This window comes from Microbacterium sp. NPDC090281 (assembly GCF_044769635.1).
GTDB lineage: Bacteria > Actinomycetota > Actinomycetes > Actinomycetales > Microbacteriaceae > Microbacterium.
The window spans coordinates 1,446,838-1,469,813 of the sequence record NZ_JBIVYH010000001.1; the positions used below are offsets into that span (position 1 = coordinate 1,446,838).

The following is a 22,976-nucleotide window of genomic DNA, read 5'->3' on the forward strand; positions in this document are numbered from 1 at the left end:
ACCGCATTACGCTTGCACAGTGGCACGGAGAGGTGCCGGCCCGACGATCGCCCTTCTCCTGGAGGCTCTGTGCCTGAAGCACTGCCCGACCTGTTCCACGCCGACGGCGTGCTCTTCGACCTCGACGGCGTGCTCACCCCGACTGCCGAGGTGCATATGCGCGCCTGGCAGGCCGTGTTCGACGACGTGTTCGCGCGATGGGGCATCACCCCGCCGTACACCGACGCCGACTACTACGACTATGTCGACGGCAAGAAGCGCTACGACGGTGTCGCGAGCCTGATGCGCAGTCGCAATGTCGAACTGCCGTGGGGCGAAGTCGACGATGACCCCTCCGCCGAGACCATCTGCGGCATCGGCAACCGCAAGAACGCCGCGTTCGCCGCATCGCTGCGCGGTCAGGGGATCGCGCCGTACCCCGGCTCGCTCGCGCTCGTCGAGAGCCTGCACGCTGCCGGCATCCCGCTCGGTGTGGTTTCGAGCTCCAAGAACGCCGAAGAGGTACTGGGCGCCGCCGGCCTCCGCTCCTTCTTCCGAGTCGTCGTCGACGGAGTCGTCGCCGAGCGCGACGGGCTCGCCTCCAAGCCTGCCGCCGACATGTTCGCCGCCGGTGCGGTCGCCCTCGGTGTCGACCCGACGCGTGCCGTCGCCGTCGAGGATGCCACCTCCGGCGCTGCGTCCGCCGCCGCTGCCGGCTTCACGGCCGTGGTCGGCGTCGATCGCGGTGCCGGTGCCGAGGCGCTGCGCGCTGCCGGTGCCACGGTCGTCGTCGACGACCTCGCCCTTTTCGTTCCCGCTGCCCGCACCGATTTCCCGGAGACCGCATGATCGATCGCGACCGCTTCCCCGTCGACCCGTGGCGTCTGATCGACACGCACTACTCCGAGGAGGGTGTCGGCGAGACGCTGTTCTCCGTCGGCAACGGCTACCTCGGCCTCCGCGGCAACCACATCGAGGGTCGTGGTGCGCAGGAGCACGGAACCTTCATCAACGGGCTGCACGAGACATGGCCGATCCGTCACGCCGAGCAGGCCTACGGGTTCGCCGAGGTCGGCCAGACGATCGTCAACGCCCCCGACGCGAAGGTCATGCGCGTCTACGTCGACGATGAGCCGATCTCGCTCGACGACGCCGACGTGCGGGAGTACCGGCGCACGCTCGACCTGCGCACCGGTGTCCTGGAGCGCCATGTGGTGTGGGAGACGCCGTCGGGCAAGCGCGTGCGCATGCGTGACGAGCGCATCGTGAGCTTCGAGGAGCGCCACCTCGCAGTGCTCCGCCTCGAGGTAGTGGTGGAGAACGCCGACGCTCCCGTCACGATCAGCTGCCAGCTGCTCAACCGGCAGGATGGTGCGGGCGTCTACGCCGGCACCCCGATCGGCACGAAGGCCGCGGCCTTCGACCCTCGCAAGGCCGAGAAGATCGCCGACCGCGTGCTGGAGCCGGCCGAGCACTGGCAGGACGGCCTGCGCTCGGCACTGTCCTACCGTGTCGCCGACTCGGGGATGACGGTCGCCGTCGTCGCCGATCATGTCGTGGAGACCGAGAACGAGTACAACGCCCGAACCCTCGTCGAGCCGGACATCGCGAAGAACGTCTTCCGCGTGCAGGCGAAGGCCGGCGTGCCGATCACGGTCACCAAGCTCGTCAGCTACCACACGTCGCGTGGCGTGCCGCCGCGGGAGCTCGTGGATCGTTGCCGCCGCTCGCTCGACAGGGCGGAGGACGAGGGCGTCGAGTCCGTGTTCCGCCGCCAGCGCGAGTGGCTCGACGCGTTCTGGGAGCGCAGCGATGTGCAGATCGGCGGGCGCGACGACCTGCAGCAGGCCACGCGCTGGTGCCTGTTCCAGCTCGCGCAGGCTTCAGCGCGTGCCGACGGCGCCGGAGTCCCCGCCAAGGGGGTCTCCGGGTCGGGATACAGCGGACACTACTTCTGGGACACCGAGATCTACGTGCTCCCGTTCCTCACGTACACATCACCGCGTTGGGCGTACAACGCGTTGCGCGCACGCGTCGGCATGCTCCCTGCAGCGCGTCGCCGTGCCGCGCAGCTCAACGAGGCGGGGGCGCTCTTCCCGTGGCGCTCGATCAACGGCGAGGAAGCCTCGGCGTACTACGCCGCCGGCACCGCGCAGTACCACATCAACGCCGACATCAGCTTCGCCCTGGGCAAGTACGTGCGTGCGACCGGCGACGAAGATTTCCTTCGCCGTGAAGGTGCCGACATCGCGATCGAGACGGCGCGGTTGTGGGCGACTCTCGGATTCTGGCGTGCCTCGCGGCTCGTCGAGGGTGCGCCAGGGGATGGGATCGAGACCTTCCACATCCACGGTGTGACCGGTCCTGACGAGTACACGACGGTCGTGAACGACAACCTCTACACGAACGTTATGGCCCGCTACAACCTCCGCTACGCGGCCAAGATCGTCCGGGAGATCAGGGAGAGCTACCCCGACGACTACGTGAAGCTGGTCGACCGCACTGGCCTCGGCCCCGGTGAGGCCGAGGCGTGGGATCGGGCGGCCGAGGCCATGTACATCCCGTACAGCGAGGGTCTCGGCATCCATCCGCAGGACTCGCTCTTCCTCGAGCGTGAAGTGTGGGATCTCGCCAACACGCCCGCCGAACAGCGTCCGCTGCTGCTGCATTTCCACCCACTGGTGATCTACCGGTTCCAGGTGCTGAAGCAGGCGGATGTCGTGCTCGCACTGTTCCTGCAGGGCAATCACTTCACCCCCGAGGAGAAGAAGGCGGACTTCGACTACTACGACCCGCTGACCACGGGGGATTCGACCCTGTCGGCCGTCGTGCAGTCGATCCTGGCCGCCGAGGTGGGTTACCAGGACCTCGCGCAGAAGTACTTCGAGCAGTCGCTGTTCGTCGATCTGCACGACCTTCACCACAACGCGGCGGACGGCGTGCACGTGGCCTCAGCGGGCGGCGTGTGGACGGCTCTTGTGTGCGGCTTCGGCGGCATGCGTGACTACGCGGGTGACCTGAGCTTCGATCCGCGGCTTCCGGCGGGGTGGCCTTCGCTGTCGTTCCCGTTGCAGTGGCAGGGGTCGAACCTGTACGTGACGGTGACGAAGGACGAGCTGCGTGTGCAGGTGCGCAGCGGACCCCCGGTTCCGTTCAGTGTGCGGGAGTCGTCGTACATCGCGACCGTCGAGGACGAGGTCGTCGTGCCGCTCGCCGATCAGGGCCCCCTGATCCCCGGACGACCGACACTCCGACAGTTCGCCGATGCCCGACGCGAAGACGGCACGCGCATGTCGGCATCCGTTCCCGTGATCACGACGACGATCCCGGTGATCGAACCGATCGACTGATGCTCGGGCCCGCCGAAGGTCGGTGGCACGCCGTAGGCTGTTGAGGTGACCACAGCCCTCTACCGCCGCTACCGACCCGAGACGTTCGGTGAGATGATCGGGCAGTCCCAGGTGACCGATCCGCTCATGACGGCGTTGCGCGGAGACCGGGTCGGCCATGCCTACCTGTTCTCCGGTCCTCGCGGGTGTGGAAAGACGACTTCCGCGCGCATCCTGGCGCGTTGCCTCAACTGTGCCGAGGGGCCGACCGACGTGCCGTGCGGCGTCTGCCCGAGCTGTGTCGAGCTGTCGCGCGCCGGCGGTGGGTCGCTCGATGTCGTCGAGATCGACGCGGCGAGCCACAACGGCGTCGACGACGCGCGCGACCTGCGTGAGCGGGCGACCTTCGCCCCCAGCCGCGACCGCTACAAGATCTTCATCCTCGACGAGGCGCACATGGTGACGCCGCAGGGGTTCAACGCGTTGCTCAAGCTCGTCGAAGAGCCGCCGGAGCACGTCAAGTTCATCTTCGCGACCACCGAGCCCGAGAAGGTCCTCGGCACCATCCGGTCGCGCACACACCACTACCCGTTCCGGCTGGTGCCGCCTGCCGCGATGCTCGAGTACGTCGCCAAGCTGTGCGCCGAAGAGGGCGTGATCGTCGAGCAGGGCGTCCTCCCGCTCGTCGTCCGTGCCGGTGGCGGCTCCCCGCGAGACACGCTCTCGCTGCTCGACCAGCTGATCGCCGGATCCGACGCACCGGCAGGCTCCGAGACGGTCACCGTCGGCTACGCACGCGCCGTCTCGTTGCTCGGCTACACGCACGCGGCGCTCCTGGACGAGATCGTCGATGCGCTCGCCGCCGGTGATGCCGCTGCCGCCTTCCCCGCGATCGACCGCGTGGTGCAGACCGGGCAAGATCCGCGCCGCTTCGTCGACGACCTGCTCGAGCGTCTGCGTGACCTCATCGTGATCGCGGCGGTCGGTGCCGGCGCCTCGGCCGTCCTGCGCGGCATCGCCGAAGACGACCTGGAGCGCATGCGCGCCCAGGCCCAGTCCTTCGGCGCCGCACGTCTTTCGCGCACGGCCGACGTGGTGAGCGCGGCGCTCGACGACATGTCCGGTGCGACGTCACCGCGCCTGCACCTCGAGCTCATGGTGGCGCGAGTTCTCGCCGCTGCGACAGATGCCCCGGCTTCGACCTCGGCGCCTGTCGTCGAGCGCGGTGCCGCTCCGGCTCGCCCTGCTGCCGCATCGGCACCTGCGCCCGCGCAGGCTGTGTCTGCGCCCTCTCCTGCACCTGCTGTTGCTGCTGCACCGACTGCTCCGGCGGCTCCGGCTCCGGCCGAGTCCGTGGCTGCGGAAACGACCACGGCGCCCGCGAGCGTCGAGTCGGCTCCGGCGCCCGCAGGTGCCGAGCAGAACCCGGTTGCCGCGCAGGCCGTCAGCGAGACCCCCGCCGCACCGGAGGCCGCATCGCCGGAATCTGCCGCGCCGCAGGGGCCCGTGACGTTCGAGAGTATCCGTGGGGCTTGGCCTGCCGTCCTCACGCGGCTCGAGGGCATCAGCCGCACGTCCTGGCTGCTCGCCACCGCCGTGCAGCCGCTCGCGTACGTCACTGACACCGAGGTCCTCACGCTCGGATTCACCAGCCAGCATGATGTCCAGAAGTTCAAGGGCACGACGCCGGGATCGGGGCCGTCCGACCACCTGCGTTCCGCGATCGAGCATGAGCTCGGGGTCAGGGTGAAGTACCTGCCCGCGCCGATGCCCACAGGCGGTGCTCCGCGCCAGCCTGCAGCATCCGGTCCCTCGGCGCCCGCCGATTCCGCTCCCGCATCGGAGCCTGCGTCAGCGGGGCCACCCCGTTCGCAGGTCCGTGGCGCGTCGGCGTCCTCGGTGACGGAATGGGCCGTTGCGGCGATTCCCACTGCACAGGCGGAATCACTGAACAGCTCGCCGGCACCGACGTCGCCCCTCCCGGTCGACGATGAGCCTGAAGAGGTCGAAGCGGCCGCATCCGCTCCGGTGCCGCCGTCCGACGGCGCTGTCGATCGCGACGAGCCTCCGTTGCCGGGCGATGATGATGCTCCCGCCTTCGACGAGGAGCCGCCCTACGATCCGTCGTATGAGCCTCCCGCGCCGCGGCAGGCTCCCACCGCTCCGCCGACGCCGCAGGTACAGCGTGCGGCTGCTGCTCCGCCGGCCGTCATCGAGCGCACGCCCTCCGTCGGGGGAGTCCAGCGCTACGGTGAGGCCGTGATCCGCCAGGTGCTCGGCGCGACGTTCGTTCGTGAAGAGCCCTACGAGCCCCCGACGAGGTTCTCCTGATGTATGACGGCATCGTTCAGGAGCTGATCGACGAGTTCGGTCGGCTTCCCGGCATCGGCCCGAAGTCCGCCCAGCGGATCACGTTCCACATTCTGCAGACGCCGACGTTCGATGTCGCCCGTCTCGCCGAGCTGCTCAGTGAGATTCGCATCCGCGTGCGTTTCTGCGAGATCTGCGGCAACGTCGCCGAGCAGGAACGCTGCGCCATCTGCCGCGATCCGCGTCGCAGCCAGACACTGATCTGCGTGGTCGAAGACGCGAAAGACGTCGCGGCCATCGAGCGCACCAGGGAGTTCCGAGGGCTCTACCACGTGCTCGGGGGCGCCATCAGCCCGATCGCCGGCGTCGGTCCGGACGATCTCCGCATCACCCAGCTCATGACGCGCCTCGCCGACGGCACGGTGCAGGAGGTCATCCTCGCAACCAACCCCAACCTCGAGGGTGAGGCAACCGCCAGCTACCTGAGCAGGCTGTTGACCACGATGCAGATCACGGTGTCCCGACTCGCTTCGGGGCTGCCCGTCGGCGGCGACCTCGAGTACGCCGACGAGGTCACCCTCGGCCGGGCCTTCGAGGGCCGGCGCATCTTGTGACCGCGAACGCGGGCTTCTCGCGACGCGGCTGGCTGCTCTTCGGGGCGATGGCCCTTCTCTGGGGCGTGCCGTACCTGTTCATCAGCATCGCGGTCGAGTCGATCTCGCCGCCGGCCATCGTGGCAGGACGCACGCTCATCGCGGCGTTGCTGCTGCTGCCGTTCGCCCTCCGCAGTGGAGCGCTGCGTGCCGCGCTCAAGCACTGGCCCTGGGTGCTGGCCTTCGGTGCGGTCGAGATGGCCGGCCCTTTCCTGCTCCTCGGTCACGCCGAGATGACGCTGCCCTCCGGCATGACCGGGCTGTTGGTGGCGACCGTTCCGCTGTTCGCCGCTCTGATCGCCCTCAGCGGAGGTGATCGCGGGGTTCTGCGGCCGGCCCGCGGGATCGGGCTGCTCGTCGGCTTCATCGGCGTCGCGATCGTGGTCGCTGGTCCCGGGCTCTTCGGTGGCGAGGTCAGTCTTCTCGCCGCAGGAGAGGTGCTGCTGGTCGCCGTGCTCTATGCGATCGCGCCGTTCATCGTGGCCCGCAAGCTCAACGATGTCCCGTCGCTGGGAACGATCACGCTGTCCTTGCTCATGATCGGGATCTTCTATCTCCCGATCGGTCTGCTCACCCAGCACGAGGTGCCCACCCTGCCGTCGATCGCCGCGCTCCTCGCGCTCGCCGTGATCTGCACGGCGGTCGCATTCCTGGCGTTCTTCGCCCTCATCCGCGAGGTGGGGCCGGTGCGCGCTCCTCTGTTCACCTACGTGAACCCGGTCGTGGCGATCATCCTCGGCGCGATCGTCCTCGCCGAACCGCTCACCCCCGGTCTGCTGCTCGGGTTCCCCCTGATCATCGTCGGCTGCTGGTTCGCCGCCACGGGCGGCCGACTGCGCCCGGTGTCGCCTCAAGCGCTCCCGCCCGCCCTCTGACCCCCTGCCCCCTCGCCCTCGCTCCCTCGCCCTGCGCTCGAACGCTGGCGCCGAGTGCACGGCTTGTCGCCGAGCGCACGGCCTGTCGACACGGCTTACCGGTGCACTCGGCGACATCCCGTGCACTCGGCGCCATGAGGGGTGCAGCTGTGAGGGGGAGAGGGGGAGGGGGGTGTCACATGCGCTGCGGGGCATACGCGCCGATCGTAGAATGAGCGTGGGCGGATCCGCCCGTCATCCCAGGGAGTGATCGTGGCCCTCATCGTGCAGAAGTACGGCGGCTCGTCTGTCGCCGACGCAGAGAGCATCAAGCGCGTCGCCAAGCGCGTCGTCGACACGCGTCGTGCGGGCCACGACGTGGTCGTCGCCGTGAGCGCGATGGGCGACACCACCGACGAACTGCTCGACCTCGCGAACGAGGTCGCGCCGATCCCCGCGCCGCGTGAACTCGACATGCTCCTCTCCAGCGGAGAGCGCATCTCGATGGCGCTGCTGGCCATGGCGATCCACTCGATGGGCTTCGAGGCGCGCTCGTTCACGGGCAGCCAGGCAGGCATGATCACCGACTCGCAGCACGGTGCCGCGCGCATCGTCGATGTCACGCCGGTGCGTCTGCGCGAAGCTCTCGACGAGGGGGCGATCGTGATCGTCGCCGGCTTCCAGGGCTTCAACCGCGACACTCGTGACATCACGACGCTCGGCCGTGGCGGTTCCGACACCACGGCCGTCGCCCTCGCCGCAGCCCTCGACGCCGATGTGTGCGAGATCTACAGCGACGTCGACGGTATCTTCACCGCAGATCCGCGGGTGATCCCGAAGGCGCAGAAGCTCGACCACGTCTCCAGCGAGGAGATGCTCGAGCTCGCAGCCAACGGCGCCAAGGTGCTCTACATCCGGGCCGTCGAGTACGCACGCCGTCACGGCGTCCTCATTCACGCTCGGTCGACCTTCTCGTCGGCCGAGGGCACATACGTTCTGGGCGAGGGTATGAAGAACCCTCGCGAAGCCGAGGGAGCAGTCATGGAAGAACCGATCGTCGCCGGTGTCGCCACCGACTTCAGCCAGGCCAAGATCACGGTCGCGGGTGTGCCCGACGTGCCGGGCAAGGCCGCCGAGATCTTCAAGATCGTCGCCAAGTCGGGTGCGAACGTCGACATGATCGTGCAGAACGTGTCGGCGACCGGTCGCACCGACATCTCCTTCACCGTGCCCAAGGCGGATGCCGCGGCAGCGCTCAAGGCCCTCGCCGGAGAGCAGACCGAGGTCGGGTTCCAGAACCTGATCCACGACGACCAGATCGGCAAGCTGTCGGTCGTCGGTGCGGGCATGCGCACGCACTCGGGCGTCTCCGCCACGCTCTTCGAGGCGCTGTCGGCCGGTGGCATCAACATCGAGATGATCTCGACCTCCGAGATCCGCATCTCGGTGGTGCTGCGCGACACCGACCTGACCGAGGCCGCACGCACCGTGCACACCGCCTACGGGCTCGACGGCGACGCCGAGGCCACGATCCACGCCGGCACCGGCCGCTGACCCGCACGCTCATCCCGCCGGCAGTCCTGCGCCGCATCAGGCTGTCACGCCGGATCAGGCCATCACGCACAGCATCCGCCTGATGCCGCGTGATGGCCTGTTCTCACACCCGAACGCCACCGCCGTCGCCGCGGATGCCGGTGGCCCGTGCCCTTATCTGGGCGCGGTAGACTCGCCGAAACCCTGACACCGGCGCCAGGCGCAGCCTCAGCATCCCGACGCCGCGCCTGAAGCCTCGTACGCAGTACCGCACGACGCCAAGGAACATCATGACCCGCATCTCCGAATCAGGACTCTCCGTCGCCATCGTCGGCGCCACCGGCCAGGTGGGCACCGTGATGCGCGAGATTCTCGCCGAGCGGTCGTTCCCGATCCGCGACCTGCGACTGTTCTCCTCCGCACGCTCAGCCGGCACCGCGATCGAGTTCGGCGGCGCGACGGTCATCGTCGAAGACGTCGAGACGGCGGATGCCGCGGGCATCGACATCGCCCTGTTCTCGGCCGGCGCCACCGCCAGCCGCGCGTACGCTCCGCGCTTCGCCGCGGCAGGCGCCGTGGTGGTCGACAACTCCAGCGCCTGGCGGATGGACCCCGAGGTGCCGCTCGTCGTCAGCGAGGTCAACCCGCACGCGATCGACGAGCGCCCCAAGGGCATCATCGCGAACCCGAACTGCACCACGATGGCTGCGATGCCCGTGCTGAAGGCGCTGCACGCCGAGGCCGACCTCGAGCGTCTGATCGTGTCGACCTACCAGGCCGTCTCCGGTTCGGGTCTCGCCGGCGCGCAGGAGCTCCTCGGCCAGGTCGAGGGAGTGCTCGCGCAGGGTGACACCCTCCGCCTCGTGCACGACGGCTCGGCGGTCGACTTCCCCGAGCCTGAGAAGTACATCGCACCGATCGCGTTCGACGTGATCCCCTTCGCCGGCAACCTCGTCGACGACGGCGACAACGAGACCGACGAAGAGAAGAAGCTCCGCAACGAGAGCCGCAAGATCCTCGAGCTCCCGGGCCTCCGCGTCGCGGGCACCTGCGTGCGCGTCCCGGTCTTCACCGGGCACTCCCTCTCGATCAACGTCGAGTTCGCCCGCGACATCACGCCTGAGCGTGCGCGCGAAGTGCTGAGCGTCGCCCCCGGTGTCGTGCTCGACGAGGTTCCCACGCCGCTTCAGGCCGCAGGAAAAGACCCGAGCTTCGTCGGTCGCATCCGTGCCGACCAGTCCGCACCCGAAGGCAAGGGCCTCGTGCTGTTCCTCAGCAACGACAACCTGCGCAAGGGCGCAGCACTGAATGCTGTGCAGATCGCCGAGATCCTGGCAGAGCGCCTGGCGGTCATAGCCTGACGGTATCCCCGCCATGTGGAAGCGGTCTGGTCGGACGAGGCCCCATGGTCTGCGATGGCGCGCCCGCGAACTAGACTGGCTCGGTGACTGAAAACGTCGATGTCGTCCTGATCGGCGGTGGCATCATGAGCGCCACCCTGGGTACTCTCCTGCACGAGCTGCAGCCGGAGTGGAAGATCGTCGCCTTCGAGCGACTCTCCGAGGTGGCTCAGGAGAGCTCGAATCCGTGGAACAACGCCGGCACGGGGCACGCCGCTCTGTGCGAGTTGAACTACATGCCGCAGCAGGGCGATGCTCCGCTGGATCCTGCCAAGGCCGTCTCGATCAACGAGCAGTTCCAGCAGAGCCGCCAGTTCTGGTCTTCGTTGGTGGACAAGGGCGTGCTCGACGCACCGTCGACCTTCATCAACGCGACCCCGCACATGACGTTCGTGCGCGGCGAGAAGGATGTCGCGTACCTCAAGAGCCGCTACGAGGTGCTCAAGAAGCAGCCGCTGTTCGCCGGCATCGAGTACAGCGAAGACTCCCGCGTCATCAACAAGTGGGCGCCGCTGCTCATGCAGCAGCGAGTCAAGGGCGAGCCGTTCGCTGCGACCCGCGTTCCCGCAGGCACCGACGTCGACTTCGGTGCGCTGACGCACCAGCTCTTCGATCACCTCACCGATTCGGGCGTCACGCTGCGCACGAACCACGAGGTGCGCAGCCTGAAGAAGCAGAAGGACGGCACCTGGCTGGTCAAGTACCGCAACAGCATCGGCCACACACCGAACGAGGTCAGGGCGCGCTTCGTGTTCGTCGGTGCTGGTGGCTGGGCTCTCAAGCTGCTGCAGAATTCCGGCATCCCCGAGATCAAGGGCTACGGCGTCTTCCCGATCGGCGGACAGTTCCTCAAGACCACGAACCCGACGGTCGTCTCGCAGCACAAGGCGAAGGTGTATTCGCAGGCGTCGGTCGGCGCTCCGCCCATGTCGGTGCCGCATCTGGACACGCGTGTCGTCGACGGCGAGGCCTCGCTCATGTTCGGCCCGTTCGCGACGTTCAGCCCGAAGTTCCTGAAGAACGGTTCGATGCTCGACATCGTTTCGCAGGTCCGCGCACACAACCTGCTGCCGATGCTGCAGGTAGCCGTGAAGAACCCCGACCTCATCACGTACCTCGTCAGCGAACTGCTGAAGAACCACGCCAAGAAGGTCGACAGCCTGCGCACGTTCATGCCGACCGCGAAGGATGAGGACTGGACGCTCATCGACGCGGGGCAGCGTGCGCAGGTCATGAAGAAGGACCCGAAGAAGGGTGGCATCCTGCAGTTCGGCACCGAGGTCGTCGCGGCCGCCGACGGGTCTATCGCGGGACTCCTCGGCGCCTCTCCCGGAGCCTCGACCGCCGTTCCGATCATGCTCGATCTGCTCAAGAAGTGCTTCCCCGCGGAGTACCCGAGCTGGGAGCCTGAGCTGCGCGCCCTGATCCCCACGTTCGGCGAGAAGCTGAACGAGAACCCGACGCTCGCGGAGAAGTCGACCGAAGCGACCGCAGCCGCCCTCGGCATCAACGTCTGAGGCGGCACCGTGGCGAAGCTCTACTTCCGCTACGGCGCGATGAACTCGGGCAAGTCGACCGCACTGCTGCAGGCCGCCTTCAACTACGAGGAGCGCGGCCAGCGCGTGCTGCTCGCGAAGCCCGCGATCGACACCAAGGGAGCATCGGAGGTCGAGAGCAGGCTCGGGGTCACGCGCCCTGTCGACTTCCTGATCGCTCTCGAAGATGACGCGCGCGTCATCTTCGCCGAGCACCGTGGACGCATGCTGCATACGTCGGACGACGAGCTGCTCCCCGAGGGGCCCCGCGACGTGGCATGCCTGCTGATCGACGAGGCACAGTTCCTCACGCCGACCCAGGTCGATGACCTCTTCCGCATCGCGGTGGTCGACGGCATCCCGGTCATCGCCTACGGCATCCGCAACGACTTCCTCACGCACGCTTTCCCCGGATCCGCGCGCCTTCTGGCGATCTCGCACTCGCTCGAGGAGCTCAAGACCATCTGCCGGTGCGGGCGCAAGGCCGTGTTCAACGGCCGCGTCGTCGGCGGACGCTTCGTGTTCGACGGCGACCAGGTCGCGATCGATGAGGGTGCGACCGGATCGGCATCACCCGAGCTGACCACATACGAGTCGCTCTGCGGTACCTGCTATCTCGAGGAGTCCGGCGGACGCCTGGGCTGAGGCTGGCCAGCTCGCCGGTTCCGCCACCCCTCCGGTCAGCGGGAACCGTCGCGCAGTCGTGCGCGAGCGCGTCCTGTTTGCGTGGTCTGACCACACCCGATAGCCTGTGGTCAGACCACAGGAGGATCGATGACCGACCAGCCCGCGCGCGCATGGCGACTCGTGCTCGAGCACATCGAGCGCGACCTCCTCGACGCACGACTCGGACCCGGCGATCGGTTGCCGTCCGAGCGCGAGCTCGCGACCGAGCTCGGAGTCGGCCGCTCCAGCGTGCGCGAGGCGTTCCGCGTCCTCGAGGTGATGGGGCTCATCCGCACGGCGACCGGCTCCGGACCGCAGTCGGGTGCCATCGTCATCGCCACCCCGACCGGGGGGATGTCGGCACTGCTGCGGCTGCAGGTCGCAGCTCAGGGATTCCCGCTGGACGATGTCGTACGCACCCGTCTCGTGCTCGAAGACGCGGTCGTCACTGCGATGGCGTCTTCTCCGGATCGTGACACGACCCGGGCCCATCAGCTGCTCGAGGCGATGGATGCCGCAGGGCTCGCCCCGGCGGAGTTCCTCGCCCTCGACGCCCAGCTGCACCTCTCGCTCGCGGAGGCCAGCGGCAACACGGTCATCGCCGCGATGATGGCGGGCCTGCGCTCCTCGATCGAGTCGTACGTGCAGGCGGGTGTCTCTGCGATCCCGGACTGGGACGCGATGGCCACCCGGCTCCGCGCCGAGCACCACGCTCTGGTCGCCGCGATCGATGCCGCCGATGCCGAGACCGCTCGATCCCTCGTCCACACGCACATCACCGGCTACTACACGTCTGCGGGCCTCACCCGTGACATCGACCCCCAGAACTGAGAGGCACATCATGGTGCAGCGCCAGGTACCCAATCCCGTCGAACTCCTCGAACTCATGAAGTTCAAGAAGCCCGAGCTCGACGGTCGCAAGCGTCGGCTGCAGGGCGCGCTGACCATCGACGACCTGCGTCTGATCGCCAAGCGCCGCACGCCGAAGGCCGCCTTCGACTACACCGACGGAGCTGCAGAGGGCGAACTGTCGCTCACCCGCGCGCGCCAGGCCTTCCAGGACGTGGAGTTCCACCCGGGGATCCTGCGCCCGGCTCCCACGGTCGACACGAGCGTCGAGATCCTCGGCGGTCCATCCGCTCTGCCGTTCGGAATCGCGCCGACGGGGTTCACGCGCCTGATGCAGACCGAGGGGGAGACCGCCGGTGCGGGAGCCGCGGCAGCCGCAGGAATCCCCTTCACGCTTTCCACCCTCGGCACCACGTCGATCGAGGGAGTGAAGGCTGCGAACCCGCACGGACGCAACTGGTTCCAGCTCTACGTCATGCGAGACCGCGAGATCTCCTACGAGCTCACCCGTCGTGCTGCCGCCTCGGGGTTCGACACCCTGCAGTTCACGGTGGATACCCCGGTGGCCGGTGCGCGCCTGCGTGACAAGCGCAACGGCTTCAGCATTCCGCCGCAGCTCACGCTCGGCACCATCATCAACGCCATTCCGCGGCCCTGGTGGTGGTACGACTTCCTCACCACACCCAAGCTCGAGTTCGCCTCGTTGAGCACCACCGGCGGCACGGTGGGAGAGCTGCTGGATGCGGCGATGGACCCGACGATCAGCTACGACGACCTCGCCGTCATCCGCGACATCTGGCCGGGGAAGATCGTGATCAAGGGCGTGCAGAACGTCGAGGACTCGGTGCGCTTGCGCGATGCAGGCGTCGACGGCATCGTGCTCTCGAACCATGGCGGCCGTCAGCTCGACCGCGCACCGATCCCGTTCCACCTGCTGCCCCAGGTGCGGCAGGCCGTCGGCGACGACTTCACGGTCATGATCGACACGGGCATCATGAACGGTGCCGACATCGTCGCGGCCACCGCCCTCGGAGCCGACTTCACTCTGATCGGACGCGCCTACCTCTACGGCTTGATGGCCGGCGGACGTCAGGGCGTCGACCGCACGATCGAGATCCTGCGCAGTGAGATCGAGCGCACGATGCGACTGCTGGGTGTCGCCTCGCTCGCCGAGCTCGAACCGGGCCACGTCACCCAGCTGACGCGCTTGGTGCCGGTGACGCGCGCAGCCGCCGAGGCACGCACTCTCTGACCGAGACGCCGCCCGCGCCGAACGATCCGATGTGCCTCAGGACTGCGGGGCGACGGCGCGGGCGCGCGGCGGCCAGGGGAACAGCATCGAGGTCGTGCGGCGGTACTCGGCGTATGCCGGGTACTTCGATGCGGTGATCGACTCGGTGAAGATCGTCGAGCCGATGAACAGCACGGTCAGCAGCGCGGCGCCGACGATGGTGGGGTTCAGCACCCCGCCGATGACGCCGGCGCCACCGGTCACGGCAGCGGTGGCGCCGATCGCGTAGAACGCCCACCACTGCGCCTGTTCGAAGAAGAAGTTCGGGTGGCGGCTGTACCGGAACAGCCCGGAGGTGGCGAAGCCCGGAGCGAGAGTGCCGCCCGCCTGCTTCTTGCGCTGGTGGAAGATCCACTGCTGCTGGTCGGCGATCGTCTCGCCGAGCAGGAACGCGAGGAACGCGGCGATGAACAGCGCATCCCACCCGGTGAGGGCGGATGGATGCTGCGCGGCGACCGCGGTGGGCAACGTGATGAGCACGAGCAGCGTCATCTGATAGCCGATGATGAACAGCAGGTTGAAGATCTGGAACTGCCAGGGACGCATCCGCTTGCGCAGGATCGCCCACCGGTAGTCCTCCATGCCGGTGTAGCCGCCCTTGCGGGCGAAGTTGAATGTCAGGCGTGCTCCCCAAGCGGTTGCGAGCACGCCCATCAGGACCGCGCGCGCGGATCCGTCGCCGTTCGCGAACGCGCCGGCGACGAAGATCCAGACGTAGGCGACCGGGACGATCGACCAGGCACGGTCGACCCAGGAGGTGTCGCGAGTGATCAGCGAGAGAAGCCAGCACGCAGCACTCGTGACTGTGGCGACGATGACGACGATGAGCAGGGCGTCCATGACGCCATGTTAGGACCCTCCTATGACGTCGCGTCGCGCGACACCGCGGAGGTCAGAGCGTCAGCAGAAGGGCATCGAGCTTGTCGGCGGTGTCTTCCCAGCCCTCGACGGCCACCGAGGGCACGCCGATCGCCAGCACGGGGTAGTCGTTTCCGCCCTCGTCGAGACGATCACCGTAGAAGAGCATGTCGGTGAGGGCGATGCCGGTGCGCTCGGCGAGCTGACGCATCCCGAAGGCCTTGTCGATGCCGGCCTGGGTGATGTCGATCGAGGTCGAACCGCCCGAACGCACCTCGAGGCCGGGGAGGCGTGCGGCGACAGCGTCGCGCAGTGCCTCGCGCTTCGCCCCGGTCGGATCCCAGTCGTGCTTCGCTTCACGTGGGGCGCGCTGGCCCAGCGCCGAGAAGGTGATCTGCGAGCCGCGGTCCTCGAGGATCTCGCCCCAGGGCTCGGTCTCCCACAGCCCGAGGCGCTCCGCTTCTTCGCGCAGTGCCCTGAGCGCTGCCTGCTTCTCCGCGTCGCTGAGGTCGTGGGCGTACACAGAGGTGAAGTCCGTGCCGTCATGTCGGAGGTAGCGTGTGCCGCAGGTCGGCAGCAGGTGCAGGCGCGCGAGGTCGGCAGCATCTGCATCGCCGAGGCGCGCCACGACCTGTGAGCGGAACTGAGCTTCGTTCCCGCCGGAGATGATGGCGACGTCGACCGTGCGCAGGAGAGCGCGCAGCAATGACGCGATCCGCGGGTCGATCAGGCCTTTGGACGGTGCGAGCGTGTCATCGAGATCGAAGGCGACGAGTGTGGGCGCGGTCATGATGTCTCAAGCCTAGGAGGTGGATGCTGGGAGGATCGCGAGGCGAACAGCAGGGTGCACAGCGCGGCGAAGGCCACGCCGAGGAAGGCCCCGGTCGAGTTCGCCAGAATGTCGTTCAGGGTTGCTGCGCGGTGGGGCAGGGCCAGGCGCTGTGAGGTCTCGATCGCCACGGACAGCAGCGGGCCGACCAGAAGGGCGAGGAACCAGACCCGACGAGGGATCAGCAGGAAGGCGAGGATGCCGACCGGCACGAAGACGAGCACGTTCGCGAGGATCTCGACGCGGGTGAAGTCGAGCGAATCCCAGCCGAGACGGTGAGCAGCGGTGAGGACGAGATCGAGCAGATTCGGCATGGACTGCTCTACTTTCGACGGCGTCAGCGTCAACGCGGCGAGACCGACCAGGAACGGGATGCCGAGGACGAGAGCCCAAGCACGAGTGAAGCGGCGCGGCGGCGGGAGCAGAGAGCTCATACGTTCCCTTCGTACGCGAACCCGGTACAGAGAAGGCCGCCCCTGAGGGCGGCCTTCCGGTGTCACTGGTCGGGGTGACAGGATTTGAACCTGCGACCTCTTCGTCCCGAACGAAGCGCGCTACCAAGCTGCGCCACACCCCGTTTGCAACCCTCCGAGTCTACAGGGAAATGCTCCCCGCGCCGAATCGAGCGCCGAAACGCGGCGACGATCAGTCCCGTGCGGTGAGCGTGAGCAGAGTCGCCTCGGGGCGACACGCGAAGCGCACGGGTGCGTAGATGGAGTGTCCGCACCCGGCGCTGACGTTGAGCGGCACGGTGCGGCCGTCATGTGACCACGTGCTCAGCCCCTTGGCCTGCTTGAGAGGGATGTCGCAGTTCGCCACGAGTGCACCGAATCCGGGGAGGCAGACCTGACCGCCGTGCGTGTGGCCACCGAGGATCGCGTCGGCTCCGAGATCGGTGAAGCCGTTGAGCACGCGCTGGTACGGCGCGTGCGTGACGCCCAGCACAGGAGTCGTGGCCGTGCGGGGTCCGAGCGCGGCGATGGCATCCGGGAGCTCATCGAGGCGGTCCCAGTCGCGGTGGGCGTCGTTGACACCGAAGAGATCGACCTCGGTGCCGCCGATGACTAGCCGTGCGGCGGCGTTGTTCAGGCCCGTCCAGCCGAGCTCGTCCGTGAAGTACCGGTCCATCGCATCCGTATCGAGAAGCGCCGGCTCATGGCGCTTCTTGGAGGGGCCGAGGAAGTAGCGGAACGGGTTGCGCGGCGACGGCGCTGCGACGTCGTTCGATCCGTGCACGAAGACGCCGGGGATGCCTGCGAGGGGGGCGAAGGCGCGGCGGATGCCGTCCAGGCCGTTCTCATGTCCGAGGTTGTCGCCGGTGTTGACGATGAGGTCGGGCTTGAGTTCCGCGAGCGACGCCAGCCAGTCCTGCTTTCGGTGCTGCCACGGCGCCATGTGCGCGTCGGAGATATGCAGGATCCGCAGTGGTGCCGAACCGGAGGGGAGCGCTGGTGTCGTGGCCTCGCGCACCGTGAACAGGTATCGCTCGATGCCGATTCCCCAGACAGCTGCGGCCGCACCTACGGCCCCCATCGCGCCGAGCGCGATGAGGGCCGGGTGTGCCGTGCGGCGCGCGCCTACTGGCACGTCACTCGGACGGTTGTGGCCTTGCTCGTCGCGGTTCCGGGGGCAGGGTCGGAACTGCTCACGACTGCCGTCGGCGGATTGCAGGAGTTGTCGAATTCGATCGATGTGAACCCGGCTCCCCCCAGGGCGGCTGTCGCCTGGGCTCTCGACATTCCTGCCAGATTCGCGGGAACGGTCGTCCCCTGTCCGTTGCTCGTCGTGAGGGTGATGGTCGCCCCGACCGCCGCTTCCCCATTCGGGTCCTGGGCTGTGACGAGACCGACCGCGAGATCGCTGTCCACCGCTGATCCGACGGAGACCTGGAAGTCCGCATCCTTCAGGATGGCGGTCGCCTCCTCCACCGACTTGCCGACGACGTTCGGAACCGTCGCCAGCTGCTGCCGGGTCAGCTTGCCGTCGGGCTTCGGGAAGGCGCCCGCCGGGTAGGCGTCGTTGGCTGCGGCCTGTGCGGCCTGTGCCACCGGATAGCGCATGTCGTTGAGGTTCCAGCCGTTGGCCCTCTTGCGGTAGATGTTCTCCTGACCCTGCCAGCGGCCGGCCCAGACGGCGGTCGCGACCTTGGTGCTGGACTCGATCATCATGGTCGACCAGGTGTCGTGCGTACCGGTCTTGCCGATCAGGGGCGTCCCGTCGTTCGGGTTGGCCCGGGATCCGGTGCCACCGCCGCCCATCACGCTCTGCAGGGCGAAGGCTGCGGTCGCTGCGACCTCGGGCTGGAGCACGCCATCGGTGCACGACGATGCGGGCAGCTCGCGCTCCTTGCCGTCGGCGCCGACCACACGATCGATCGCGCGGGGCGTGCAGTACTTGCCGCCACTCGCGACGGTCGCGTAGGCGTTCGCCATGGCCAGCGGGGAGATGTTCTTCGGGCCGAGGACATCGAAGGGGACGTTCTCGTCGGTGACCTTGTCGCCGTTCGCCAGCGTGACGCCCATGCGGTCAGCGACCACGTTGATGTCGCAGATGTCGAGCTTCGAGGCCATCGCGAAGTAGCCGCTGTTGAGAGAGTTCTTCGTGAAGTTGAGCACGGATCCGGTGCTGCCACCGCCGCCGCCGAAGTTACCGATCTCCTTGGTGTTGGTGTTCTGCTTGGCGCCGCAGACGGGGATCTTCAGGTTCGTCTGTACGGTTCCGTTGAGCACCTCGTTGACGGAGTGGCCCTTCTCCAGCCAGTCGATCAGAGTGAAGAGCTTGTAGGTCGAGCCGACCTGGAAGCCACCGGAGTTGCCGTGTTGCTTGTCGCCGGCGAACACCAGAGATGTGTAGGCCTGGTCGTCGGTGGGAGTCTCGGTGAATGTCGTGTTCTGCGTCATCGAGAGGATGCGCCCGGTGCCGACCTCGACCGAGACGCCGGCAGCGCCGAAGTACTGGTTGTCGGCGTTCGCCGGGACCACTTCGGACATCTTCTCGGCGGCGGGGCTCTGGATGCGGTAGTCCAGGGAGGTATAGATCTTCAGGCCGCCACGGCGGAGCAGGTCGGTCCGCTCCTGCGCGGTCTCGCCGAAGGCCTTGTCGTTCAGCACGATCGACTTCACGTACTGGCAGAAGTACGCGCTCGTTCCCGCAGCAGCACAGCCCTGCGTCGGCGGGTTCAGAGCGGGCGTGATCACAGAGGCGTCGGCCTCGTCATACTGCGCCTGAGTGATCTTGCCGTCGGCGAGCATGCGGCCGAGCACGTAGTGACGGCGGTCCAAGGTGAGGGAGTAGCCGTCCGCGGCGGTGTTCAGCGCGACGCCCTCGGCGCTGGTGGCCGTGCCCTGTTCCGGCTTGTCGATCCGGAACGTGTTGGGGTTCTGCACGATACCGGCGAGAGTGGCCGACTGCGCGACGGTGAGGTTCGCCGCCGTCGTCGAGAAGTAGTAGTTCGCGGCCGCTTCGATGCCGTAGACGGTGCCACCGAAGTTGGCGATGTTCAGGTAGCCGAGGAGGATGTCGTTCTTCGAGAAGTCCTTCTCGATCTGGATCGCGTAGCGCATCTCCTGCAGCTTGCGCTCGATGCCCTTCGCGCCGGTCGCGTTGGTCGCGTCGAGCCAGCACTGCTGGAGGTCTTCCGAGTACGTCTCGGAGGTGGTGTCCACTTCCTGCTCGCACTTCTGGATGAGCACGTTCTTCACGTACTGCTGGCTGATCGTCGATGCACCGCGGCTGGAGGTGCCGCGCACGTTGTCGACCAGAGCCTTCACCGTGGCGCCGATGTTGACGCCGCCGTGGCTGTAGAAGTTCTTGTCCTCACTCGAGAGGATCGCGTCGTACAGCGAAGGAGAGACCTGCTCGTAGGTGACCGGGACGCGGTTCTGCTCGTAGAACGAGGCGAGTTCGACCGTCGAACCATCCGGGGCGGTCGCGTAGATGGTCGACTGCTCCATCGGCGTGCTCGGATTGAGGCTCTCCGGGAGCTGGTCGAAGAGGGTGAGGGCCTGGGTGCCTGCGAGGCCGGTCATCGCGAGGACGGGGGTGACGCTGGCGGTGACCAGGAGACCGGCTACAGCGCTCAGACCGACGAGCCCGACGAGACCGCCGAGCACGCCTCTCACCGTGCGATTCTTTTGGGGCATACGCTTGATCGTAGGGGAGTTCCCTGAATACCGCCTTTGACGAGCTCGCCCCGGAATTCCGGTGTCGTGCCCCGATCGACAGGAGTGCCATGACCACGTGGGAGTACCTCACCACGCCGCTGCTGATCCACAACACGGCAGCCATCCTCAACAACTGGGGCAAGCAGGGCTGGGAGCTCGTGCAGGTCGTACAGGGTCCCGAGGGCGGACTCGTCGCGTACCTGAAGCGCCCCGTGACCTCTGAAGCATCGACGAACGCCGGCCTCGCGGCCGCGGAACAGGCCGCCCGCCAGTTCGAGGGAGGCCAGGCATGAGCATCGCCGCCCGTCTCGTCGAACTCGGCATCGAGCTGCCGCCCGTCGCCGCGCCCGTCGCCGCCTACGTCCCGGCCGTCGTGCACGGTGGACTCGTCTACACCTCGGGGCAGCTGCCTTTCGTCGAGGGTGCGCTTCCTGCCGTCGGCAAGGTCGGAGCCGAGGTCTCCGCGGAGGATGCGAAGTCCTATGCCCGCACCTGCGCCCTGAACGCCCTCGCTGCGGCAGCGGATGCCGCCGGCGGCATCGACCGCATTGCGGGTGTGCTCCGCGTCGGCGGCTTCGTCGCCTCGGCGGATGGGTTCACCGGTCAGCCCGGTGTCATCAACGGCTCGAGCGAAGTCCTCGGTGAGATCTTCGGTGATGCCGGACGCCACGCCCGCGCGGCCGTCGGCGTCGCGGAGCTCCCACTCGGCAGCCCGGTCGAGGTCGAGGTCGCCTTCATCCTCGCCTGAGCGCAAGTCGCGGCATCCGGTGCCGTGCTGAAAACGCGAAACGCGCCTCCCCGAAGCGGGGAGGCGCGTTTTCACGTCTTGGAGAGTGCCGATCAGTCGAGAGCTGCGAGGGAGTCGGCAACGACTCCACGGCGACGCAGCACCGGCCCGCCGAGGACGGCGACGAGGCCGAGCGCCATCAGTCCCACACCGATCCAGGGTGCAGGGGTGAGCTCGCCGCCGGTGGCCGCGAGTCGCCCGCGCTGCACTGCCGCATCCGCGACCAGAGTCGTCCCTTCCTCGGCGAAGTTCAGGATGAGGTGGTGCTGGCCGTTGGGCACGTTCGTCAGGTCGAAACGGTCGGTGATCGTGCCGCCGTCCCACTGCACCGTCCCGATCGCGACCGGCGTGGAGCGCATGTTCCCGATGATGCTCGTCCGGCTGTCCTGCATCTTCTTGACGAAGTTCGTCATGATGTCGAAGGCCTCGTTGCGCTTGTTGGTGAGGGACTGCAGCCGGAGCATGTCCATCTGCTGGCTGTTCGACAGTGCATCGAGGAGGCCTGGAATGATCGCCACCGCTTCGCTCGCGAGCCTCGGTCCCGTCTCAGCGGAAGAGGACAGGAACGGGTGGTTGACCCCAGTGGCGGTGAGAGCCGTCTTCGCCGCAGTGAGGCCGGCGTCGGTGGGGGACTTGATGTAGGCGTTGAGAGCGGTTCGGGCGTCATTGAGCTTTCCGATGAGACCATTGCGCTGCTGCACGCCTTCGATCTGCGTGGCGAGCTGCTGGTCGAGCAGTGTCGTCCTGTTGCGCTGGACCATCATCAGTGCGGTCTCGATGTCCATCGACGCGAAGCCGATCGAGTCGACGGTGAGTGCCGGAGTGCGTGTGGCGATGGGGGACAGCACCTGATTGAGCTGCTGCGCCTGCTGAGGGGTGGGCTGCTGCGCGAATCCGAGTACCTGGTTCAGCTCGTTGGTGACCAGGACCGGGTTGTTGTCGGCGCCGGCCGTCGCGGCCAGGAGTGCGGTCAGCTGCGACTCGCTGCTGGCCCCGATCGCGGTGCCGAGGTCTGCCCCTGCGGGCAAGGTGACGGGCGAGACGATCGCGGGATCGGTCGGCGTGGGCGTCGGAGTCGGGGTGGGTGTCGGGGTTGGAGTCGGCGTCGGGGTGGGTGTCGGCGTCGGGGTGGGTGTCGGCGTCGGGGTCGGCGTGGGTGTCGCCCCCTGAGGCACGACGTCGAAGTGACGGCCGATCGACACGAACTGTCCAGCCGGCACCGAGAAGGGGCGGCTCCCTGAGGGCTGCTGTGCGGCGAGCTCGAACCCGGCGGCAGGGATGAGCGAGACGGCGTAGTCTTCAGCGCTGGTGGTGGGCAGCGCTCCGGAGGTGAAGCCGCCGCCCGCCGCGAGAGGAATCCGCTGCACGGCGACACCGCCGCTGGAGATCACGACGACACCGCCATCGACTCCCATCGCGGCAGTGATCACGCCCGTCACCGTGCCGAAGGTTCCGCGCAGCGGCACGGAGACAGGGACAGGGTTCCCGAGCAGGAACTCCCTGCGCGCGCTTGTCGCTTCGAGGTCGCCGAGCGCTCCCGGCCACACGGCATCGACGATGTAGCTCGTCGGCTCGCCCGCGACGTCGAGAGTGACGGTTCCGTTGTAGCCGGTGGTTCCGCTCGCCACGACGGCATCCGATCCATCGGTGGTGCGGATGATGACGTTCGCGCCGGCGAGTGCGGCCGACGACGCGCCGTCATCGATGCTGACGTCGATGGTGACCGGGTATGTCGTCGGCTCGACGGCGTTGGCCGGCAGGGGGAGTGCGAGCAGAGTCAGGCCGGTCACAGCGGCGATCGCGCCGGCGATCTGCAGCCGGGCCGCATTTGCACGGGCGCGTGTCGACGGAGCCATTCGGGGAGGGCGAGGCATGGGGGAGGCCTTCCGGTTCAGGGGATCGATCTCAGTATGGAGGAAGTCCACACATCGGTCTCTCCA

Annotated in this window: 19 protein-coding genes and 1 tRNA gene; 13 read left to right on the top strand and 7 right to left on the bottom strand. The window is 67.8% G+C overall.

Going from position 1 to position 22,976, the window contains the following annotated elements:
• Positions 1-69: 69 nt before the first annotated feature.
• The 11 genes from ACIQTX_RS06990 (at position 70) to ACIQTX_RS07040 (ending at position 14,360) form a co-directional block, all read left to right on the top strand.
• Complete coding sequence (locus ACIQTX_RS06990; protein WP_028503393.1) at positions 70-828, top strand: beta-phosphoglucomutase family hydrolase; 759 nt, start codon at positions 70-72, stop codon at positions 826-828.
• Positions 825-3,329 carry a glycoside hydrolase family 65 protein gene (locus ACIQTX_RS06995; RefSeq protein WP_402970553.1) on the top strand — a complete coding sequence of 835 codons (2,505 nt, stop codon included), beginning with the start codon at positions 825-827 and terminating at the stop codon, positions 3,327-3,329. Before ACIQTX_RS06990 ends, ACIQTX_RS06995 begins: the two co-directional genes overlap by 4 nt.
• 45 nt (positions 3,330-3,374) lie before the next feature.
• Entirely contained in the window at positions 3,375-5,639 is a 2,265-nt protein-coding gene (locus tag ACIQTX_RS07000) for a DNA polymerase III subunit gamma and tau (protein WP_402970556.1), read from the top strand.
• Positions 5,639-6,232: a recombination mediator RecR gene (recR, locus tag ACIQTX_RS07005; RefSeq protein WP_105528271.1), complete on the top strand. Its 594-nt coding sequence runs from the start codon at positions 5,639-5,641 to the stop codon at positions 6,230-6,232. The genes ACIQTX_RS07000 and recR overlap by 1 nt, the downstream gene beginning before the upstream one ends.
• Positions 6,229-7,146, top strand: coding sequence for a DMT family transporter (locus tag ACIQTX_RS07010; protein WP_402970560.1), 918 nt, complete (start codon positions 6,229-6,231; stop codon positions 7,144-7,146). The genes recR and ACIQTX_RS07010 overlap by 4 nt, the downstream gene beginning before the upstream one ends.
• Positions 7,147-7,398: 252 nt before the next feature.
• Positions 7,399-8,679 carry an aspartate kinase gene (locus ACIQTX_RS07015; RefSeq protein WP_028503388.1) on the top strand — a complete coding sequence of 427 codons (1,281 nt, stop codon included), beginning with the start codon at positions 7,399-7,401 and terminating at the stop codon, positions 8,677-8,679.
• A 269-nt stretch (positions 8,680-8,948) separates the two neighbouring features.
• Positions 8,949-10,019 (top strand): aspartate-semialdehyde dehydrogenase, encoded by a 1,071-nt coding sequence (locus tag ACIQTX_RS07020; RefSeq protein ID WP_402970564.1) that lies wholly within the window; start codon positions 8,949-8,951, stop codon positions 10,017-10,019.
• 83 nt (positions 10,020-10,102) lie between these two features.
• Positions 10,103-11,575, top strand: a complete 1,473-nt coding sequence (locus ACIQTX_RS07025) for a malate:quinone oxidoreductase (protein WP_402970567.1) — start codon at positions 10,103-10,105, stop codon at positions 11,573-11,575.
• A gap of 9 nt (positions 11,576-11,584) precedes the next feature.
• Positions 11,585-12,238 carry a thymidine kinase gene (locus ACIQTX_RS07030; RefSeq protein WP_402970570.1) on the top strand — a complete coding sequence of 218 codons (654 nt, stop codon included), beginning with the start codon at positions 11,585-11,587 and terminating at the stop codon, positions 12,236-12,238.
• A gap of 129 nt (positions 12,239-12,367) precedes the next feature.
• The gene (locus ACIQTX_RS07035) at positions 12,368-13,090 is read left to right on the top strand and encodes a FadR/GntR family transcriptional regulator (protein WP_105528667.1); all 723 of its coding nucleotides are present in this window, start codon (positions 12,368-12,370) and stop codon (positions 13,088-13,090) included.
• 10 nt (positions 13,091-13,100) lie between these two features.
• Positions 13,101-14,360 (top strand): alpha-hydroxy-acid oxidizing protein, encoded by a 1,260-nt coding sequence (locus ACIQTX_RS07040; protein ID WP_402970575.1) that lies wholly within the window; start codon positions 13,101-13,103, stop codon positions 14,358-14,360.
• A 36-nt stretch (positions 14,361-14,396) separates the two neighbouring features.
• Here ACIQTX_RS07040 and ACIQTX_RS07045 read toward each other — a convergent pair whose 3' ends face one another.
• The 6 genes from ACIQTX_RS07045 to ACIQTX_RS07070 form a co-directional block, all read right to left on the bottom strand.
• A complete protein-coding gene (locus ACIQTX_RS07045) occupies positions 14,397-15,239 on the bottom strand; it encodes a DUF1295 domain-containing protein (protein WP_402970578.1) in 843 nt (280 codons plus the stop codon).
• A 52-nt stretch (positions 15,240-15,291) separates the two neighbouring features.
• The gene (locus ACIQTX_RS07050; protein ID WP_402970581.1) at positions 15,292-16,047 is read right to left on the bottom strand and encodes an HAD-IIB family hydrolase; all 756 of its coding nucleotides are present in this window, start codon (positions 16,045-16,047) and stop codon (positions 15,292-15,294) included.
• Positions 16,044-16,520, bottom strand: coding sequence for a VanZ family protein (locus ACIQTX_RS07055; protein ID WP_402970584.1), 477 nt, complete (start codon positions 16,518-16,520; stop codon positions 16,044-16,046). The genes ACIQTX_RS07050 and ACIQTX_RS07055 overlap by 4 nt, the downstream gene beginning before the upstream one ends.
• 66 nt (positions 16,521-16,586) lie before the next feature.
• A tRNA-Pro gene (locus ACIQTX_RS07060) sits at positions 16,587-16,663 on the bottom strand.
• A 68-nt stretch (positions 16,664-16,731) separates the two neighbouring features.
• A complete protein-coding gene (locus ACIQTX_RS07065; RefSeq protein WP_402972979.1) occupies positions 16,732-17,619 on the bottom strand; it encodes a metallophosphoesterase in 888 nt (295 codons plus the stop codon).
• A 44-nt stretch (positions 17,620-17,663) separates the two neighbouring features.
• Positions 17,664-20,228, bottom strand: a complete 2,565-nt coding sequence (locus ACIQTX_RS07070) for a transglycosylase domain-containing protein (RefSeq protein WP_402970587.1) — start codon at positions 20,226-20,228, stop codon at positions 17,664-17,666.
• Positions 20,229-20,317: 89 nt separating this feature from the next.
• Here ACIQTX_RS07070 and ACIQTX_RS07075 point away from each other — a divergent pair, with 89 nt between their 5' ends.
• The gene (locus ACIQTX_RS07075) at positions 20,318-20,542 is read left to right on the top strand and encodes a hypothetical protein (RefSeq protein WP_028503378.1); all 225 of its coding nucleotides are present in this window, start codon (positions 20,318-20,320) and stop codon (positions 20,540-20,542) included.
• Complete coding sequence (locus ACIQTX_RS07080; protein WP_402970590.1) at positions 20,539-20,997, top strand: RidA family protein; 459 nt, start codon at positions 20,539-20,541, stop codon at positions 20,995-20,997. Before ACIQTX_RS07075 ends, ACIQTX_RS07080 begins: the two co-directional genes overlap by 4 nt.
• 92 nt (positions 20,998-21,089) lie before the next feature.
• On the opposite strand, the gene ACIQTX_RS07085 is transcribed toward ACIQTX_RS07080, so the two are convergent.
• Complete coding sequence (locus ACIQTX_RS07085; protein WP_402970593.1) at positions 21,090-22,910, bottom strand: hypothetical protein; 1,821 nt, start codon at positions 22,908-22,910, stop codon at positions 21,090-21,092.
• Positions 22,911-22,976 lie beyond the last annotated feature (66 nt).

Bases quoted from the DNA above. Each gene is read 5' to 3' on its own strand.
- ACIQTX_RS07040 (WP_402970575.1), top strand. From the start codon at position 13,101: ATGGTGCAGCGCCAGGTACCCAATCCCGTCGAACTCCTCGAACTCATG.
- recR (WP_105528271.1), top strand. From the start codon at position 5,639: ATGTATGACGGCATCGTTCAGGAGCTGATCGACGAGTTCGGTCGGCTT.
- ACIQTX_RS07045 (WP_402970578.1), bottom strand. From the start codon at position 15,239: ATGGACGCCCTGCTCATCGTCGTCATCGTCGCCACAGTCACGAGTGCT.
- ACIQTX_RS07080 (WP_402970590.1), top strand. From the start codon at position 20,539: ATGAGCATCGCCGCCCGTCTCGTCGAACTCGGCATCGAGCTGCCGCCC.
- ACIQTX_RS07070 (WP_402970587.1), bottom strand. From the start codon at position 20,228: ATGCCCCAAAAGAATCGCACGGTGAGAGGCGTGCTCGGCGGTCTCGTC.
- ACIQTX_RS07075 (WP_028503378.1), top strand. From the start codon at position 20,318: ATGACCACGTGGGAGTACCTCACCACGCCGCTGCTGATCCACAACACG.
- ACIQTX_RS07085 (WP_402970593.1), bottom strand. From the start codon at position 22,910: ATGCCTCGCCCTCCCCGAATGGCTCCGTCGACACGCGCCCGTGCAAAT.
- ACIQTX_RS07035 (WP_105528667.1), top strand. From the start codon at position 12,368: ATGACCGACCAGCCCGCGCGCGCATGGCGACTCGTGCTCGAGCACATC.
- ACIQTX_RS06995 (WP_402970553.1), top strand. From the start codon at position 825: ATGATCGATCGCGACCGCTTCCCCGTCGACCCGTGGCGTCTGATCGAC.
- ACIQTX_RS07020 (WP_402970564.1), top strand. From the start codon at position 8,949: ATGACCCGCATCTCCGAATCAGGACTCTCCGTCGCCATCGTCGGCGCC.
- ACIQTX_RS07065 (WP_402972979.1), bottom strand. From the start codon at position 17,619: ATGGGGGCCGTAGGTGCGGCCGCAGCTGTCTGGGGAATCGGCATCGAG.
- ACIQTX_RS07055 (WP_402970584.1), bottom strand. From the start codon at position 16,520: ATGAGCTCTCTGCTCCCGCCGCCGCGCCGCTTCACTCGTGCTTGGGCT.
- ACIQTX_RS07050 (WP_402970581.1), bottom strand. From the start codon at position 16,047: ATGACCGCGCCCACACTCGTCGCCTTCGATCTCGATGACACGCTCGCA.